We start from the raw sequence: 15746 nt of genomic DNA, 5'->3' as shown, positions 1-15746 counted from the left end.
CAATGGCCAGCAACTGGCCTCAAGTGGCCCCACAACGCACGGTATTGGCGGCGTTGGTGGCCTCAATGACGGGTAATGATCAGAAGATCGTCCTCCAGCGCATCGATATCGTAGTCACCGTCCCAACCGGGCAGTGTCAGGTGCAGTTGATCGCCATCACGCCGCCACTGACCACGGGCATCGCAGGCAAGGCGGTCGGCGGCGTCTCCGGTGTGGAGCTCGACGGCGCCGTCCTGGTGCAGACACAGGCGCCTTCGCGGCATCCGCGAGGGGGTGACAGCCGGCGAATCCGGGTGTCGCAGCACCGTGCAGTCGCCGATGCCTTCCTCGCGCATCTCGATCCAGTCTCCGCACAGGTCCTTTGGCATCACATCCTCCTGATCGGTCTTGTCTTGCTTTACCTGATCTTGTCTTGCCTGTTCTCGTCTCGCCGGGGCGTCACTCGATCACTGGCTGGGTTAATGGCTGGGCGAGTGGCTGGCTGAGCGGCTGGGTGAGCGGCCTTGCCACTGGCTCGTTCAACGGCCTGTCGACCGAGACCGTCGCTCCCATCCCCTGCGCGAGCGCAGCAACTCCAACCGCTGCCAGGCCTGACGCCAGCCGGCGTCCAGCTGCGCCGACCAGACGCCTTGGCCCTGCCAGCGACGATACTGGGCCAGCAGTGCTTCATGGTGGGCCTCGAGCTGGCGCCAGGGGTCGCCCAGGTGGTGGCGCTCGTCGCCACGACAGTGGCACTCCGGCAGGGGCGGGGCGTCAACCGCGTGCAGGCCGGCGCTGGTGGCCACAAACCCCAGGTTCATTGCCACGATCTTCATGGCGTAGGACGGATCCACCGTGGCCAGGACATCGTTCGGTCCATGGATGGCGTCATTGGCGCCGTCGGCCCCTTCGATGGTCAGCACGGCGGGTATCCCGGCGTCGATAAAGGGCACATGATCACTGGCAAAGGGGTTGAGCGAGACCTGCAGTTCGAGATCGGTGAAGCGGCCTCCCGCCGCACTCAGGCCATCGATCATGTCTTGGCTGAGGGGCGCGCCTTCCAGCAGTACCGCCGCCGGTGTGGCGTTGATCGAGCCGATCATGTCCATGTTGAGCACCCCGGCGATGCGCCCCCGCTCGGCAGCGGAGAGTCCCGCCACGAACTGGCGGCTACCGTGCAGCCCCTGCTCCTCGCCGCCGAACAGCACAAAGCTCAGGTCATCATCGAAACGCTGCCCGGCCAGCACCTCGGCCATCAGCATCAGCGCCGCCGAGCCACTGGCGTTGTCGTCGGCGCCCGGCGCCGGTGCGGACGTACCGCCCTGATGGTTGACGCTGTCCAGGTGAGCGACCACCAGCCAGTGACGGGGGCTGACGGCCTGCCCCGGCAGCCGCGCCAGCAGGTTGATGCTGCTGGCGCCGCCGGGCAGCGATACCTGCTGGCGATCCACGGCCAGCCCCGCCGTGGTCAGCTGAGACTCGGCCCAGTCCACCGCCTGGGCGTACTCGGCGCTCGATGATAGGCGCGTCGGATAGGACACCAGCTGACTCAGCAGGGTGACGTAGCGGGCCTGGGAGGCCGACGCGACGACAGCGTCGACGGCCCGGGATCCTGCGGCGTCGCGACGAGGCGCAACCTGGCGAAACAGACGGGTCGATTCGCGTAAAGGGAACAGGCGGAAGCAGGGCGCTTCACTTTGCTCAAGGGGCTTGTTGATCCTGTTGGCCTCGGACCTGGGCAGGTCCACCACCAGATAGCGCCCCGCATCCAGCAGCACCGGGACCTCGGGATGGGCCTGCTGGAACAGCCGACCCTTCTGGCAGACACCGTGCAGCCTTCCCTGGCCCAGGTCCTGGACCATCGCGTCATCGGCGTCATGCAGGCTGATGGCCTCGCGGACGGCCCGCCAGCGGGCGTTGGCGGCGACCAGCAGCCGTTTGCGTCCAGCCTCCACCAGCCAGCCACCGGCTTTCTCGACGCGCTCGGTCAGCGTCGCGTCGCCGCTCCTTGCCTGATGCAGTTCGACCTTCATGTCGACTCCCTGCCGTCAGCGCGTGCACCGAACCATCGGTTTCGGCGTCGCCACGACGACCGCCGCTGAACCGGGGAATGGGGCTCAACGGACTTAGTCGGGTGGTACTGAACTACTAAGGTAGTTCGTTCCTCACTCGCCGCCATCACTCGTCACGACAATCACGCGTCGACATCGGCACGATCACTTGCCGGTGAACACATGCCAGGCTATTGATTTTCAATCAAATGTTAAGCGCAGTGGAGAGTTTTGAAGAGATCAGCCTGCTGGTCGTGTCAAAAAAAGAGCACAGAAAAACAGTACACTGCGTATAGGTGAAACTTCTTCAACAGAAATGCGCTAAAGCTGAGCGCTTTTTCACAGTGGTAAAATTAACAACACGATAGCTCGCCGTGGCGCTGGAGAGCGCCCCGGCTCGACGACACATAACCGTCACTTACCCGCATTTTAGCCCTATCTAATCGACAAGATTGACGTTTTCGGCGCTAGAACCCACCTTTCGGATGCCTTATACTTTTGTCGTAAATTTACGATCTCGACACCCGTCGGGATCGTTTTCGTTTTCCAGGAGGCCCGATGGCAATCTCCATCACCCATCTCAGAGCTCGTCATCCTCGCCTGGCGGAGCTCGCCCTGGCCCTCGGTGGCTTTGGCATCGGTACCAGCGAGTTCGTGATCATGGGCTTGATGGAGCGTGTCGCCCAGGACCTGTCGGTCAGCGCCGCCGACGTCGGCTACGCCATCTCCGCCTATGCCCTGGGGGTTGTGGTCGGTGCGCCGCTGATCTCGGCGCTGGCCGCGCGGGTGCCCCGGCGCACCCTGCTGATCTGCCTGATGCTGGTGTTCGCCGTGGGCAACATCGCCAGTGCCCTGGCGACCAGCTTCTGGCCCTTTGTCGGTCTGCGTTTTCTTGCCGGCCTGCCCCACGGCGCCTACTTCGGCGTGGCCGCCCTGGTGGCCGCAGCAGCGGTACCGGTGGAAGAACGCGCCCGAGCCATCAGCCGGGTCATGCTGGGGCTGACCAGCGCCATCGTGATCGGCGCGCCACTGGCCACCTGGGCCGGCCAGTGGTTCGGCTGGCAGTTCGCCTTCTTCGCGGTGGGCGTCGTGGCCTTTGTCACCATGGGCCTGATCAAGCTGTTCGTGCCGCGTCAGCCGCATGACGTCAAGGCCAGCCCCAAGCGCGAACTGACCGCCCTGGTCAAACAGCGGGTGCTCTACACCCTGGGCGTGGCCAGCATCGGCTTTGGCGGCATGTTCTCGGTGTTCAGCTATGTGGTACCGACCCTGCGCGCCCAGGCCGACATGCCCGAGATGGTCGGCCCCTGGGTGCTGGCGATCTTCGGCATCGGCGGCATCATCGGCAATCTGGTGGGCGCCCGGGCAGCGGACAAGAATCTGATGAAGGCGGTGCCGCGCATCCTGCTGTGGTGCCTGGTGGTCCAGGGCGCCTTCTACTTTGCCGCCGACAACCTTTACACCGGCATCCTGTTCGTCGGCCTGGTCGGCACCAGCATGGCGCTGGGTCCGGCGCTGCAGACACGCCTGATGGACGTGGCCGGCGACGCCCAGACCATGGCCGCCTCGATGAATCACGCCGCCTTCAACTGCGCCAATGCGCTGGGCGCCTATCTGGCCGGGGTGACGATCAAGGCCGGTGCGCCCTGGTCCTCCAGTGGCCTGGTCGGCGCCGGGCTCGCCCTTGGCGGCCTGGTGGTCTTCTATATCGGCCTGCGCGCCGAGAAGCGCAGCGACAGGCGCCGCGCCGCGGCCACCGACTGCGCCAGCGAGAGCTGATCGTTCGCCCCGGACTCAGGCGTCGCCTTCGTTGAGCAGAATGCGCAATGTCAGGCGCCGCCTTCGCCAATCGAGAACCGCAATGACAGGCGCCGCGCCGCGTCCCCAGGCTTAGTTACCGCCTTCGGCAAGGAAACGATGCAGGCGCCGCGCCCTTGCCCAGGCGGTCCAGCCGCCCATGGCGACGAACCCCACCAGTCCATGCATTGCGCTGTGACGCCACCAGGGCCTCATGCCACCGACCAGAAGTAGCGCACCACGTGGAAGAAGATCGGTGCCGAGAAGATCACCGAATCCAGACGATCGATAAAGCCGCCATGTCCCTCGATCAGGTGACCCCAGTCCTTGATCCCGCGATCGCGCTTGATCGCCGACATCACCAGCCCCCCGACGAAGCCGAGCAGCGCGATCATCAGCGCCAGCAGCGCCGCCTGGCCCATGGAAAAGGGGGTCATCCAGGCCAATCCGGCCCCGACCAGGGTGGCACTGGCCACCCCGCCGAGGAAGCCTTCCAAGGTCTTGGAGGGCGATAGCCTGGGGGCGATACGCCGGCGTCCGAGCAGCTTGCCCCAGACGTACTGCAGGACATCGCTGAGCTGCACCACCACGATCAGAAAGGCGATCAGCAGCACGTTGCGCCCCTCATAGCCGGGGATGTCCAGGCTCAACAGCGCAGGCACGTGAGAAACGCAGAAGACGCACACCATCAGCGCCCACTGGACCTCGCTGACCCGCTCGAGAAAGCCCTGACTATCCCCTCTCAGGGCCGCCACCACCGGCAACAGCAGGAACGCGTAGACCGGAATGAAGATCGAGTACATGCCGTAGTACTGGTGCCAGATGAACAGGTACTGCACCGGCAGCACCACAAAGAACACCAGCGCCAGGGCCCAGTGATCGGCCCGTCGTGACGGCACCAGGCCGATGAACTCGCGCAACGCGGAAAACGAGGCGAAGGCAAACAGCAGCACCACCCCGGTCCTGCCGCCTAGCAGGGCGATACCCATCAACAGCGTCATGATCCACCAGGAGCGGATGCGCTGGTTGAGGTTTTCGATCACTTCGTTTTCGCCCTCGGGCGAATAGCGGCGGGCCAGTACGAAGCCAACGCTACTGGCCACCAGCAAGATCCCGACGATGGCGGCGAGCAGGGTGCCGAGACCGGCGGGAATCACGATATCAGTCATTCGGCGCCCCCTCCCTGGGGCCAGATGCCTCGGTGGCGGAGCCTGGGGTGCTTTTAGCTGGGGTGGTGGTGTCTGGGGTGCTGGTAGCTGGGGTGGTAGAGCCAGGGGTGGTAGAACCTGGATGAGCGGTGTCGGGTGGCGCGGTGTCGGGAGACACGGGGTCGCTGGGAACGCTGGCCCCGGCCGGCGCCAGCGCCTGCAGCGCTCGCTTCGCCCGGGCGAGAAAATCGGCCTTGTCCTCGCCCTCTATCCGAGCCAGCGGCTCGCCGTAGTTGAGCGTGCATAGCAGCGGCAGCGGTACCACCTCGCCCTTGGGCAGCACCCGATTGAGGTTATCGATCCATACCGGCACCAGTTCTACCTCGGGATAGTCGCAGGCCAGGTGGTAGAGCCCCGGCTTGAACGGCAAAAGGCCCTTGTCATCGGTATTGCGGGTGCCCTCGGGAAACAGAATCAGCGAGTCGCCGCCGTCGAGCGCCTCACGCAGCACTGCCAGGGGGTCAGGTTGGCCGGGCTTGCGCTGGCGGTCGACCAGCACCCCCTTGAAGACGTCGTGGATCAGAAAGCGCCGCAGCCGTGACGCCAGCCAGTAGTCGGCGCCCGCCACGGGGCGGGTGCGCGCCCGCAGGCGCGGCGGCAGGGTGGTCCAGATCAGCACGAAGTCGCCATGACTCGAGTGATTGGCAAAGTACAGCCGCTGACGTGCCACCGGCGCGACCCCCGACCAGATCGGCCTGGGCGCCGTCACCAGCCGTGCCACCAGCCGGATCAGCACCCCCGTCAACGCCGCCCGCCAGGCTGTTCCTTTCATGTCTTATGCTCCCTTGCCCATGCTCGGACGTTGTTCCGCCCCGGCTGAATGACGCTCCCCGGATCCACCGCCGCCATCGGCTTGCCTTTTTCCGATCTCGCCGCCCGTCCAGGCGGTCCCGTTTCCCTCTCCACGGCGCTTTTTCACGGGAGTTCAGGGGGAATTCACGGAGAGTCCAGGGGGAGCGATGGCCCCACCGAGCGACGTCGCGGGTCAGCCTGGGCGGATGCAGGCCCAGGCCCAACTGTGCCATACTTCGCCACCTTGTCGCCCGCGAAGTCGCCCGCGAACGGCGCTCGATCCCCAAGGCCTCCAAGTGAAGACCCCGCCCATGTCCCAAGGTACGCTGTTTATCGTTTCTGCCCCTTCCGGCGCCGGCAAGACCAGCCTGGTGCGTGAATTGATCGAGGGTCTCGACGGCATTCAGGTCTCGGTCTCCCACACTACCCGCCCCATGCGCCCGGGCGAGGTCGACGGCGTCAACTACCACTTCGTCGACATGGCCACCTTCGAGGCGATGATCGAGCAGGGTGACTTCTTCGAGCACGCTCGGGTCTTCGACAACTGCTACGGCACCTCGCGCAGCGCCGTGGAGACACTGCTGGCCGCCGGTCAGGACGTGATTCTGGAGATCGACTGGCAAGGCGCCCGCCAGGTTCGCGAGCAGATGCCAGAGGCTGTCTCGGTGTTCATCCTGCCGCCTTCGCGGGAAGAGCTTGAACGCCGCCTGTCGAGCCGCGGCACCGACGACCATCAGGTGGTCAGCGCGCGCATGCGTGAGGCGGTCAGCGAAATGTCCCACTACAGCGAATACGACTTCCTGGTCATCAACGACGACTTCACCACCGCACTGGACGAGCTGCGCGCCCTGGTAGTGAGCCAGCGCCTGGCCACACCGCGCCTTGGACAGCGCCATGCCCCGCTGCTCGAGGCGCTTCTGTCTGACTAGAACACGCTATCAAAGGCAAGTCGCCGAGGAGCGCGGGCAACCCACGCCTCCCGCGGCTCGCTTTTCGGCGCTGCAACCAGACCCCGGCGTCTTGTCACAGGCGGCGTGACTCGAGTAATCTAGCCTGTCACTTCGCAGGTGCAACCCCCGGGCGCAATCGTCGACGGGGGCACAGTCCGTCTCGCCGACCGCGAAAGGCCAGCACCTGCCCGACACACCGTCTGTCAGATCAGGAAGGGCCCAATGGCGCGAGTTACTGTCGAAGATTGTCTGGAACACGTCGAGAACCGTTTCAAGCTGGTGATGATTTCCACCCAGCGCTCCCGGCAGCTGGCCCGTGGCTCACGCGACGCGCTGCTTCCCTGGGAAAACGACAAGCCCACGGTCATGGCTCTGCGCGAGATCGCCGAGGGCCTGATCGACCACAGCGTGCTGGACGAGCCGGTCGAGGCGCCCAGCCGCTTCCGTCCCGAGTACCAGGCCTCGCCCTCCGAGGAATGATCGTGCCGAAGGCGGCCGCGGGTCGCCCTTCGGACCTCTCATCACGCAGTCAGGGCACGCCACATGTTCACGATCGACGATCTGTCTGACCGACTCGGAGGCTATCTGCCCGCCGAGGAAATCCAGCAGGTCAGGCGTGCCTTCTATTATGCCGAACAGGCCCACGACGGCCAGCGTCGTCGCTCCGGCGAACCCTATGTGACCCACCCGCTGGCGGTGGCCAACATCCTCGCCAACATGCACATGGACCATCAGAGCTTGATGGCGGCCATGCTGCACGACGTCATCGAGGATACCGGGGTCTCCAAGGATGCCCTCGCCGGGCAGTTCGGCGAAGCCGTGGCCGAACTGGTCGACGGCGTCTCGAAGCTCACCCAGATCACCTTCGAGGACAAGGCCGTCGCCCAGGCGGAAAACTTCCAGAAGATGGTCATGGCGATGTCCCGGGATATCCGGGTAATCATCGTCAAGCTGGCCGACCGGCTGCACAACATGCGTACCCTGGGCGCGCTGCGCCCGGACAAGAAGCGCCGCATCGCTCGGGAGACGCTCGAGATCTATGCCCGGGTGGCTAGCCGCCTCGGCATCAATACCATCAGGGTCGAGCTGGAGGACCTGTCGTTCCAGGCCATCCACCCGATGCGCGCCGAACGCATCAAGCGCGCCGTGGCCAGCGCCAGAGGCAACCGTCGCTCGGCCATCCGTCAGGTGCAGAATGCGCTGCAGACCCGGCTCGACGAGCACGAGCTCAAGGGCACGGTGATCGGGCGCCAGAAGCACCTGCTGTCGATCTATCGCAAGATGCGCGACCAGCGTAAGTCCTTCGCCGAAATCATGGACGTGTTCGGCTTTCGCATCATCGCCGACGACGTCGACAGCTGCTATCGCATCCTCGGCATGGTGCACAATCTCTACAAGCCGGTCCCGGGGCGCTTCAAGGACTACATCGCCATCCCCAAGGCCAACGGCTACCAGAGCCTGCATACCACCCTGTTCGGCAACAGCGGCATGCCCATCGAGGTCCAGATCCGTACCCGGGAAATGGAAGCGATGGCCAACAACGGTATCGCCGCCCACTGGCTGTACAAGGCCGGGCAGACCTCCCACCCGATCGCCGAAGGCAGCCGCGCCAGGGCCCGGGAATGGGTCAAGGGGCTGCTCGAGATGCAGCGCCATGCCGGCGATTCGCTGGAGTTCATCGAACACGTCAAGAACGACCTGTTCCCCGATGATATCTACGTGTTCACGCCGAAAGGCGACATCATGGAGCTGCCGCAGGGCGCCACCGTGATCGACTTCGCCTACGCCGTGCACACCGAGATCGGCAACACCTGCATCGCCTGTCGTATCGACCGCCATCTGGCCCCGCTGTCATCGCGCCTGGAGAGCGGCCAGACGCTGGAGATCATCACCTCTCCGGGCGGCAAGCCGAACCTCGCCTGGCTCAATTTCGTCGTTACCGCCAAGGCGCGTTCGGCCATCCGCCATGCGCTCAAGCATCAGCAGCATACCGAAGCGGTACAGCTGGGACGCCGCCTGCTGACCAAGGCGCTGGGCGAGTTTGGCGTGCATCTGGAGGACGTCGGCGAAGACGTCATGGCACGGCTGCTCAAGGAGATGGAGCTGCAGAGCGAATCCGCCCTGCTCGAAGCCATTGGCCTTGGCAATCGCATGACCCAGGTGATCGCCCGTCGTCTGGTGGAACTGCACCGTGGCGAGCGAATCTCCCATAGCGAGGCCGCCGAGGACAGCTCCAGGGTCACCATCAGCGGCGTCGAAGGCATGGTGATCAAGTTTGCCCGCTGCTGCCACCCGCTGCCGGGAGACCCGATCATCGGCCATCTGTCGGTGGGCAAAGGCATCGTGGTACACCGCTCCGAGTGCCGCAACCTGCAGGAATTGAAGAGCGACCCGGAGAAGCTGCTGACGCTCAACTGGTCGGACACCATCGACGAGGACTTCCCCGTGGCGCTGCGCCTCGAGGTCGAGAGTCGTCGCGGCCTGGTTGCCGAGCTGGCCGGCCTGATCACCGACGCCGACGCCAATATCGAGCGCATCGGCATCGAGGAGCGTGACGCCCGTCTCTCGATCGTCAATCTGACACTTTCTGTGCGTAATCGGACCCATCTGGCACGCATCATCAAACGACTGCGTAACCTTTCGCATATCGGCAAGATCTCTCGACTTGGCAATTGAGCCCCGACGCCAGGGCCGTCATCCCGATGACGGCCCTGGTGGTGGTGTTGCTATTTGCCGCTGACACGACATCAGGAGTCAACAATGAGCAACAAGGCTGTCATCAACACCGACCAGGCGCCCGCCGCCATCGGCCCCTACGCCCAGGCCATCAAGGCCGGCAACACCGTCTACATGTCTGGCCAGATTCCGCTGGACCCGGCCACCATGGAGCTGGTTTCCGACGACTTCGAGGCCCAGGCGCGCCAGGTCTTCACCAACCTCAAGGCGGTGTGTGAAGAGGCCGCAGGCTCGCTGCAGGACATCGTCAAGCTCAACCTCTACCTGGTCGACCTGGACAACTTCGCCACCGTCAACAAGGTGATGGAAGAGGTCTTCACCAAGCCGTACCCGGCGCGTGCCGCGGTCGGCGTCAAGGCCCTGCCCAAGGGCGCCCAGTTCGAAGCCGAGGCGGTGATGGTCATCGGCGACTGATGGACGGAGCCTGAGGTCAGGGTCCGAGGCGTCTGGATTTCCGGCCTCGCTCCCTGCCTGGGCAACCCGGGGATGCGACTGTTTCTTGCGCTCACGCCGCCGACTGCGCTGCGCCAACGTCTCGGCGGGCTGGCCGACCGGCTGCACGCCGAACTGGGCGGGCGCCGCATCCCCGACGACAACCTTCATCTGACGCTGGCCTTCCTCGGTGAGCAGAGCGACACCTCCGCCTTGAAGCTGCGTCGCTGGGTCCAGCGCTACCCCTGTGCGCCCGGTCGGCTAACCCTCGACCACGTAGGCTACTTCCACCGGCCCGGCATCGTCTGGATCGGTCCTTCCTCTCCCCACGATTCCCTTCTCAAGCTGCAGAGCGACCTGTCGCGACAGCTCACCCGATGGGGCCTGCCCCACCAACCGCAGCAATTTCGTCCCCATGTATCGTTACTGCGTAGTGCGATGACTCAATCAGCACAACCTTTATCAGAAGATTGTTTCTGCTGGCCTTATACTTCAATTCAACTAATACAGTCATCAATTAGTCATGAAGGCAGCCGATATACCACGCTCGCAACCAGTCGATAACTCGGCATAGGTAGCTCTGCCATCTGACCGATAGTGGCACCCTTGAGCGTAGGCTCCGGCCAGGCACAGGAACACCACCTTTCGTACACCCGGAGGGTCTGCCTGTTGACCGATCTACCTGGGGTTGGCCCATCGACAAGAGCTTTTCCGCTGTGCAGAAACCTCACGGCTATGCAGAAGAATGTGACCTGAATCACGAACGATGGTGGGACCCGGGACTAGCGTATTACAGCACAGCAACGTCAACGATATCCGGGCAAGACGCGACAGTGGCACGAGTGCGAATGCCAGTGTCGAAAGCCATTTGCAAAAGACAATAACGAACAGCGCTCGGGCCAGCGGGATTCACGACCCGAGGACACAACAAGGATAGGGGAATCGCCATGACTACCTCACTCGCCCGCCCGCTGGCCTGCTGCCTGCTCATGGGACTCGCCTCTACCGCCACGGCAGGCCCCACCCTCGGTCTCGGCTCCACCAGCGAGGGCACCGGGGCACTGGATCTGGGCTATGACTGGACCTTCGACCTGAGTCGCTACCACCCCTCACTGGACCTGCGCCTGGGCACCGGGGTGATCCTGTTCGAAGGCGACGACCGTAGCGCCAACCAGGCCTTCTACCTGCGTCCTGCGCTGCGCTACAGCTGGGACCACGTCTTCGTGGAAGGCGGCATCGGTGCCTCGGCCTTTATCGATACCCATATCGAGGACCGTGATCTGGGGAGCTCCTTCCAGTTCGAGGATCGTCTCGCCCTGGGTCTACGGATGGGCCCCTACGGGGATCTGTCGATCAGTGCCACCCACTACTCCAACGCCAGTATCAAGGAGCCCAACGATGGCTTCGAGCTGTATGCGCTCAACTGGCGCCTTGCCTACTGAAGCCTTGCGGGATGTGACCGACAAGGGTCAGACCCTGGCGATGCATTCGGCGCACTCGCGACACCAGAGCGAATACGCTTTTATTGGACAAGACGTGCGCTGCACTATCTGGTCATGCCATTTTTAGCGGTGACTCCCCGTTCGTCCTGAACAAGGCGGGGCAAGCGATCGCCCCTGCGTTGCCACTACCGCAAAAAAGTCCGCAAGAAAAAGTCGATAAGAAAAAGCCCGCAACCTTGTTGCGGGCTTTTCTGCTACCTGGCCGGCAGTTTTCCGTTGCCGGCCTTGCGCTGTCGGACCTTGCGCTGTCGGTCCTTTTGAAACCCTCGTCGATCCGGTGCTCGACGCCGGCCTTACTCCACCACGCCGGCCTTGAGAAAACCGCCTTCTTTCAGCACCTGGGTATAGCCGTCACGGAAGGTCGGGTAACGGAAGCGATACCCGCTATCGATCAGCAGGCTGGAGTCGCAGCGCTTGCTGGCCCTGCGACGCAGCGGTGACTGAATGGTTTCGGTACATTCCACCTTGAGCTGTTTCGCCAGCCAGGTCATTACCTCGTTGAGCGGGGCCGGCTCGGTGTCACTGGCCAGGTACAGGGGCTCGAGGGTGGCTCCCTCCAGCGCCTTGCCGATCAGATGGGCCAGCACCCCGGCGCAGTCATCGCGGTGGATGCGGTTGGAGTACATTGTCGGCGACGCCGGCGCGATGCGGCCCTCGCCCACCTGGCGGATCAGGCGGTCACGCCCAGGGCCGTAGATGCCGGAGAAACGCACCACGCTGCCAGGCAGATCATGTTCGATCAACGCCTGCTCGGCCTCTCGCATCAGCACACCGGAGAAACCGGTGGGTTCTGCCGGGCTGGTCTCGTCCACCACCTCGCCGTCGCGCTGGGCGTAGACGCTGGTGGAGGACACGAAGAACACGTGGCGAGGCGCCTTGTCACGGATGGCCATGGTCGCCAGTACCGCCTTAAGGCCCTCGGGGTAGGCGGCGCGATAGGCTTCCTCCTCGAAGCGGTCGGCGCTGACCACGTAGACCAGGATGTCGGCATCGGGCAGTTCAGCCAGCGTCTCGGGGTCGGCAAGATCGACCTTGACGCCTTCGATGCCCGAATCCGCCAGGCGTTCGGGCCGGCGACGCGCGCCGATCACCCGGTGTCCACTGGCGAGCAGCTCGCGTCCCAGCGTTATGCCAATGTCGCCACAACCAACAATCAGTGTCGTTGTCTTCACCTTTACCGCGTCCCCCTGATATAAAATCCCTATGAGGCTCCGGCCCGGAGACCCGCGCGTCCAGCGTCTGGCGCCTCGATCAATACCCCGGATAGAGGATGCCGATCGGCACCATCATGACTCTAACAGAACTCCGCTATATCGTAACCTTGGCTCAGGAGCGCCACTTTGGCCGCGCCGCCGAGCGCTGTTTCGTCTCCCAGCCGACCCTCTCGGTGGCGGTGAAGAAGCTGGAAGAGGAGCTGGAGGTTGCCCTGTTCGAGCGCTCCAAGTCCACGGTACAGGTCACACCCCTCGGCGAAAAGATCGTCGAACAGGCCCAGCGCGTACTGGAGCAAAGCAGCGCCATCAAGGAACTGGCCACCGCCGGCCGGGACCAGTTGGCAAGCCCCTTGCGTATCGGTGCGATCTATACCATCGGGCCCTATCTGTTCCCGCACCTGATCCCGGAGCTGACCCGCGGCGCGCCCCAGATGCCGCTGTACATCGAGGAAGGCTTTACCGGCGGGCTGCGCCGCAAGCTCAGAAATGGCGAGCTCGACGCCATCATCGTGGCGCTGCCGTTCACCGAGACCGACGTCGTCACCAAGCCGCTCTACAAGGAAGACTTCGAGGTGCTGCTGCCAGCGGAGCATCCCTGGGCCGAGCGCGAGACCATCGCCAAGGAAGACCTTCTCGATGAACGCCTGCTGTTGCTGGGCGAAGGCCACTGCTTCCGCGACCAGATCCTCGAGGCCTGCCCGGCGATCAGCCACAAGCTCAACAGCCCCAACAATACCCTCACCGCCGAAGGCGGATCGCTCGAGACCATCCGCCATATGGTGGCCTCGGGACTCGGCATCACGGTGCTGCCACGCTCGGCCATCGGCACCAGCCACTACGAGAGCGGCATGCTGATCAGCCGCCCCTTCACGGATCCCCCCGGACGTACCGTGGCGATCGCCTGGCGCGCCAGCTTTCCCCGGCCCAAGGCCATCGATGCGGTGACCGAAGCCATCGCGCGCTGCCGCGCCGCCGAATCGGAGACTCCGTGAGCGGGCTGGCGGACCCGGTCACGACGCTCAAGGGGGTCGGCGAGGCGCTAGCCCTGAAGCTGGCCCGGCTCAAGGTGGAGCGAATCGAGGACCTGCTGTTTCACCTGCCGTTGCGCTACCAGGACCGCACCCGGATCACCCCCATCGCCACCCTGCGGGGGGGACACGAGGCGGTGGTCGAGGGCGAGGTATCCGCCGCCGACGTGGTCCGCGGTCGCCGCCGCAGCCTGCTGGTACGACTGCGTGACGGCAGCGGCATCCTCAGCCTGCGCTTCTTCCACTTCTCGCCGGCGCAGCAGCAGCAGTTTCGCCCCGGCGTGCGGGTGCGCGCCTTTGGCGAGGCCCGCGCCGGCGCGACCGGTCTGGAGATCTACCACCCGGAATATCGTCTGATCGGTGGCAGTGAACCGCCGGTGGAAGACCACCTGACCCCGATCTACCCCACCACCGAGGGGCTTGCCCAGGCACGTCTGCGGGCGCTGATCGACCAGGCCATGACGCTGCTCGAAGAGACCCCCGAGGCGCTGCCGGACTACCTGCCGGAAAACCTGCGTCAGCGCTTCGGCCTGGCCTCGCTGCACGATAGCCTCGCCACCCTGCACCATCCGCCCCCCGACAGCGACGTCGAGGCACTAAGCGACGGGCATCACCCGGCCACCCGGCGATTGGCCATGGAAGAGCTGCTGGCTCACCAGTTGAGCCTGCGCGAGGTGCGCCTGCGCATTCAGTCGGACGGCGCGCCGGAGCTGCCCAGCGGTCGCAGCCTGAAGACTCGCTTTCTGGCCCAGCTGCCGTTTTCGTTGACCGGCGCCCAGCGTCGCGTGCTCGACGAGATCGGAGCCGACCTGGCCAGGCCCGCGCCAATGCTGCGTCTGGTCCAGGGCGACGTCGGTTCGGGCAAGACCGTGGTGGCGGCGATGGCGGCACTGACGGCCATCGCCGGCGGCTGCCAGGCCGCCATCATGGCCCCCACCGAACTGCTGGCCGAGCAGCACTACCGCGCCTTCCGCGACTGGTTTGCGCCGCTGGACATCGACGTGGCCTGGCTGTCGGGCAAGCTCAAGGGCAAGGCGCGCCTGGACACCAAGGCCGCCATCGCCGACGGTCGAGCGCGCATGATCGTCGGCACCCACGCCATCTTCCAGGATGATGTGGTGTTTTCTCGTCTGGGCCTGGCGATCATCGACGAACAGCACCGATTTGGCGTGCATCAGCGTCTGGCGCTACGCGAGAAGGGCGAACAGGGCGGGCTAACGCCCCACCAGCTGGTGATGACCGCCACCCCGATTCCTCGCACCCTGGCGATGAGCGCCTACGCCGACCTGGACGTCTCGGTGATCGATGAGCTGCCGCCCGGGCGTACCCCGGTGACCACCGCTGTGGTGCCGGACGAACGCCGGCCCGAGGTGATTCAGCGCATCCGCTCGGCCTGCGACGAGGGCCGCCAGGCCTACTGGGTCTGCACCCTGATCGAGGAGTCCGAGGTGATGACCTGCCAGGCCGCCGAGGTGACCCACGAGGAGCTGACCGAGGCTCTGCCGGGCCTGGCCGTCGGCCTGGTCCACGGGCGCATGAAGGCGGCCGAGAAGGCCGAGACGATGGCCGCCTTCAAGAGCGGCGAGCTGGACCTGCTGGTCGCCACTACGGTCATCGAGGTCGGTGTCGACGTGCCCAACGCCAGCCTGATGATCATCGAGAACCCCGAACGTCTGGGGCTATCGCAGCTGCATCAGCTGCGTGGCCGGGTCGGGCGCGGCAGTACCGAGAGCTACTGCGTGCTGCTCTACCATCCGCCGCTGTCGGAGTCCTCCAAACAGCGCCTGTCGGTCATGCGCGAGACCACCGACGGCTTCCGCATCGCCGAGCGGGACCTCGAGATTCGTGGCCCCGGAGAGGTGCTGGGCACCCGCCAGACGGGGCTGGCCCAGATGAAGATCGCCGACCTGGAGCGTGATGCCGACCTGTTGCCGCGCATCACTCCACTGGCCGATGCCCTGCTCGAGCAGGCAGCGGAGGCCAGCAGGCCACTAATCAGGCGCTGGCTGGGCGAGGAAGCCGGCCGCTATGGCCAGGTGTGAACCGGGTGTGGGCCA

General features: G+C 64.9%; 14 protein-coding genes. 9 read left to right on the top strand and 5 right to left on the bottom strand.

Annotation, left to right across the window (positions count from 1 at the left end; all coding sequences use genetic code 11):
- Nucleotides 1–62: 62 nt before the first annotated feature.
- Together KUV74_RS10565 and KUV74_RS10560 are read right to left on the bottom strand one after the other, a co-directional pair.
- Entirely contained in the window at nucleotides 63–368 is a 306-nt protein-coding gene (locus KUV74_RS10565; protein WP_045991662.1) for a hypothetical protein, read from the bottom strand.
- Between the two features lie 150 nt (nucleotides 369–518).
- Nucleotides 519–2012: a M28 family metallopeptidase gene (locus KUV74_RS10560; protein WP_222516279.1), complete on the bottom strand. Its 1494-nt coding sequence runs from the start codon at nucleotides 2010–2012 to the stop codon at nucleotides 519–521.
- 576 nt (nucleotides 2013–2588) lie between these two features.
- On the opposite strand from KUV74_RS10560, the gene KUV74_RS10555 reads away from it, so the two are divergent.
- Complete coding sequence (locus tag KUV74_RS10555) at nucleotides 2589–3809, top strand: MFS transporter (RefSeq protein WP_045991661.1); 1221 nt, start codon at nucleotides 2589–2591, stop codon at nucleotides 3807–3809.
- Between the two features lie 230 nt (nucleotides 3810–4039).
- Here KUV74_RS10555 and KUV74_RS10550 read toward each other — a convergent pair whose 3' ends face one another.
- Both KUV74_RS10550 and KUV74_RS10545 read right to left on the bottom strand, forming a co-directional pair.
- The gene (locus KUV74_RS10550; protein WP_108131982.1) at nucleotides 4040–4996 is read right to left on the bottom strand and encodes a phosphatidate cytidylyltransferase; all 957 of its coding nucleotides are present in this window, start codon (nucleotides 4994–4996) and stop codon (nucleotides 4040–4042) included.
- Entirely contained in the window at nucleotides 4989–5807 is an 819-nt protein-coding gene (locus KUV74_RS10545; protein ID WP_222516278.1) for a lysophospholipid acyltransferase family protein, read from the bottom strand. Before KUV74_RS10545 ends, KUV74_RS10550 begins: the two co-directional genes overlap by 8 nt.
- A gap of 331 nt (nucleotides 5808–6138) precedes the next feature.
- Between KUV74_RS10545 and gmk the strand changes: the two genes are divergently transcribed.
- From gmk to KUV74_RS10515, 6 genes are all read left to right on the top strand, one after another.
- Nucleotides 6139–6756: a guanylate kinase gene (gene gmk, locus KUV74_RS10540; RefSeq protein WP_045991659.1), complete on the top strand. Its 618-nt coding sequence runs from the start codon at nucleotides 6139–6141 to the stop codon at nucleotides 6754–6756.
- Nucleotides 6757–6999: 243 nt separating this feature from the next.
- The gene (rpoZ, locus tag KUV74_RS10535) at nucleotides 7000–7257 is read left to right on the top strand and encodes a DNA-directed RNA polymerase subunit omega (RefSeq protein WP_045991658.1); all 258 of its coding nucleotides are present in this window, start codon (nucleotides 7000–7002) and stop codon (nucleotides 7255–7257) included.
- A gap of 63 nt (nucleotides 7258–7320) precedes the next feature.
- Nucleotides 7321–9453, top strand: coding sequence for a RelA/SpoT family protein (locus KUV74_RS10530; RefSeq protein WP_045991657.1), 2133 nt, complete (start codon nucleotides 7321–7323; stop codon nucleotides 9451–9453).
- Nucleotides 9454–9537: 84 nt separating this feature from the next.
- Nucleotides 9538–9927, top strand: a complete 390-nt coding sequence (locus tag KUV74_RS10525; protein WP_108131980.1) for a RidA family protein — start codon at nucleotides 9538–9540, stop codon at nucleotides 9925–9927.
- Between the two features lie 72 nt (nucleotides 9928–9999).
- Nucleotides 10000–10509, top strand: coding sequence for an RNA 2',3'-cyclic phosphodiesterase (gene thpR, locus KUV74_RS10520; RefSeq protein ID WP_222516277.1), 510 nt, complete (start codon nucleotides 10000–10002; stop codon nucleotides 10507–10509).
- A gap of 383 nt (nucleotides 10510–10892) precedes the next feature.
- Nucleotides 10893–11387, top strand: a complete 495-nt coding sequence (locus KUV74_RS10515) for an acyloxyacyl hydrolase (protein WP_052704262.1) — start codon at nucleotides 10893–10895, stop codon at nucleotides 11385–11387.
- A 353-nt stretch (nucleotides 11388–11740) separates the two neighbouring features.
- On the opposite strand, the gene KUV74_RS10510 is transcribed toward KUV74_RS10515, so the two are convergent.
- Nucleotides 11741–12619 (bottom strand): SDR family oxidoreductase, encoded by an 879-nt coding sequence (locus KUV74_RS10510; RefSeq protein WP_124804545.1) that lies wholly within the window; start codon nucleotides 12617–12619, stop codon nucleotides 11741–11743.
- Between the two features lie 116 nt (nucleotides 12620–12735).
- On the opposite strand from KUV74_RS10510, the gene KUV74_RS10505 reads away from it, so the two are divergent.
- Both KUV74_RS10505 and recG read left to right on the top strand, forming a co-directional pair.
- Nucleotides 12736–13653 carry a hydrogen peroxide-inducible genes activator gene (locus tag KUV74_RS10505; protein ID WP_108132191.1) on the top strand — a complete coding sequence of 306 codons (918 nt, stop codon included), beginning with the start codon at nucleotides 12736–12738 and terminating at the stop codon, nucleotides 13651–13653.
- The gene (recG, locus tag KUV74_RS10500) at nucleotides 13650–15731 is read left to right on the top strand and encodes an ATP-dependent DNA helicase RecG (protein WP_222516276.1); all 2082 of its coding nucleotides are present in this window, start codon (nucleotides 13650–13652) and stop codon (nucleotides 15729–15731) included. Before KUV74_RS10505 ends, recG begins: the two co-directional genes overlap by 4 nt.
- The last annotated feature ends 15 nt before the right edge of the window (nucleotides 15732–15746 follow it).

The sequence above is a fragment of the Halomonas sp. DP1Y21-3 genome (assembly GCF_019801245.1).
Lineage (GTDB): Bacteria > Pseudomonadota > Gammaproteobacteria > Pseudomonadales > Halomonadaceae > Halomonas > Halomonas litopenaei.
This window is presented reverse-complemented; position numbering and strand designations above follow the sequence as displayed.

Coding starts and splice junctions, on each gene's coding strand:
- KUV74_RS10545 (WP_222516278.1), bottom strand. CDS start 5,807: ATGAAAGGAACAGCCTGGCGGGCGGCGTTGACGGGGGTGCTGATCCGG.
- KUV74_RS10505 (WP_108132191.1), top strand. CDS start 12,736: ATGACTCTAACAGAACTCCGCTATATCGTAACCTTGGCTCAGGAGCGC.
- rpoZ (WP_045991658.1), top strand. CDS start 7,000: ATGGCGCGAGTTACTGTCGAAGATTGTCTGGAACACGTCGAGAACCGT.
- KUV74_RS10550 (WP_108131982.1), bottom strand. CDS start 4,996: ATGACTGATATCGTGATTCCCGCCGGTCTCGGCACCCTGCTCGCCGCC.
- gmk (WP_045991659.1), top strand. CDS start 6,139: ATGTCCCAAGGTACGCTGTTTATCGTTTCTGCCCCTTCCGGCGCCGGC.
- KUV74_RS10560 (WP_222516279.1), bottom strand. CDS start 2,012: ATGAAGGTCGAACTGCATCAGGCAAGGAGCGGCGACGCGACGCTGACC.
- KUV74_RS10565 (WP_045991662.1), bottom strand. CDS start 368: ATGCCAAAGGACCTGTGCGGAGACTGGATCGAGATGCGCGAGGAAGGC.
- KUV74_RS10555 (WP_045991661.1), top strand. CDS start 2,589: ATGGCAATCTCCATCACCCATCTCAGAGCTCGTCATCCTCGCCTGGCG.
- KUV74_RS10530 (WP_045991657.1), top strand. CDS start 7,321: ATGTTCACGATCGACGATCTGTCTGACCGACTCGGAGGCTATCTGCCC.
- thpR (WP_222516277.1), top strand. CDS start 10,000: ATGCGACTGTTTCTTGCGCTCACGCCGCCGACTGCGCTGCGCCAACGT.
- KUV74_RS10515 (WP_052704262.1), top strand. CDS start 10,893: ATGACTACCTCACTCGCCCGCCCGCTGGCCTGCTGCCTGCTCATGGGA.
- KUV74_RS10525 (WP_108131980.1), top strand. CDS start 9,538: ATGAGCAACAAGGCTGTCATCAACACCGACCAGGCGCCCGCCGCCATC.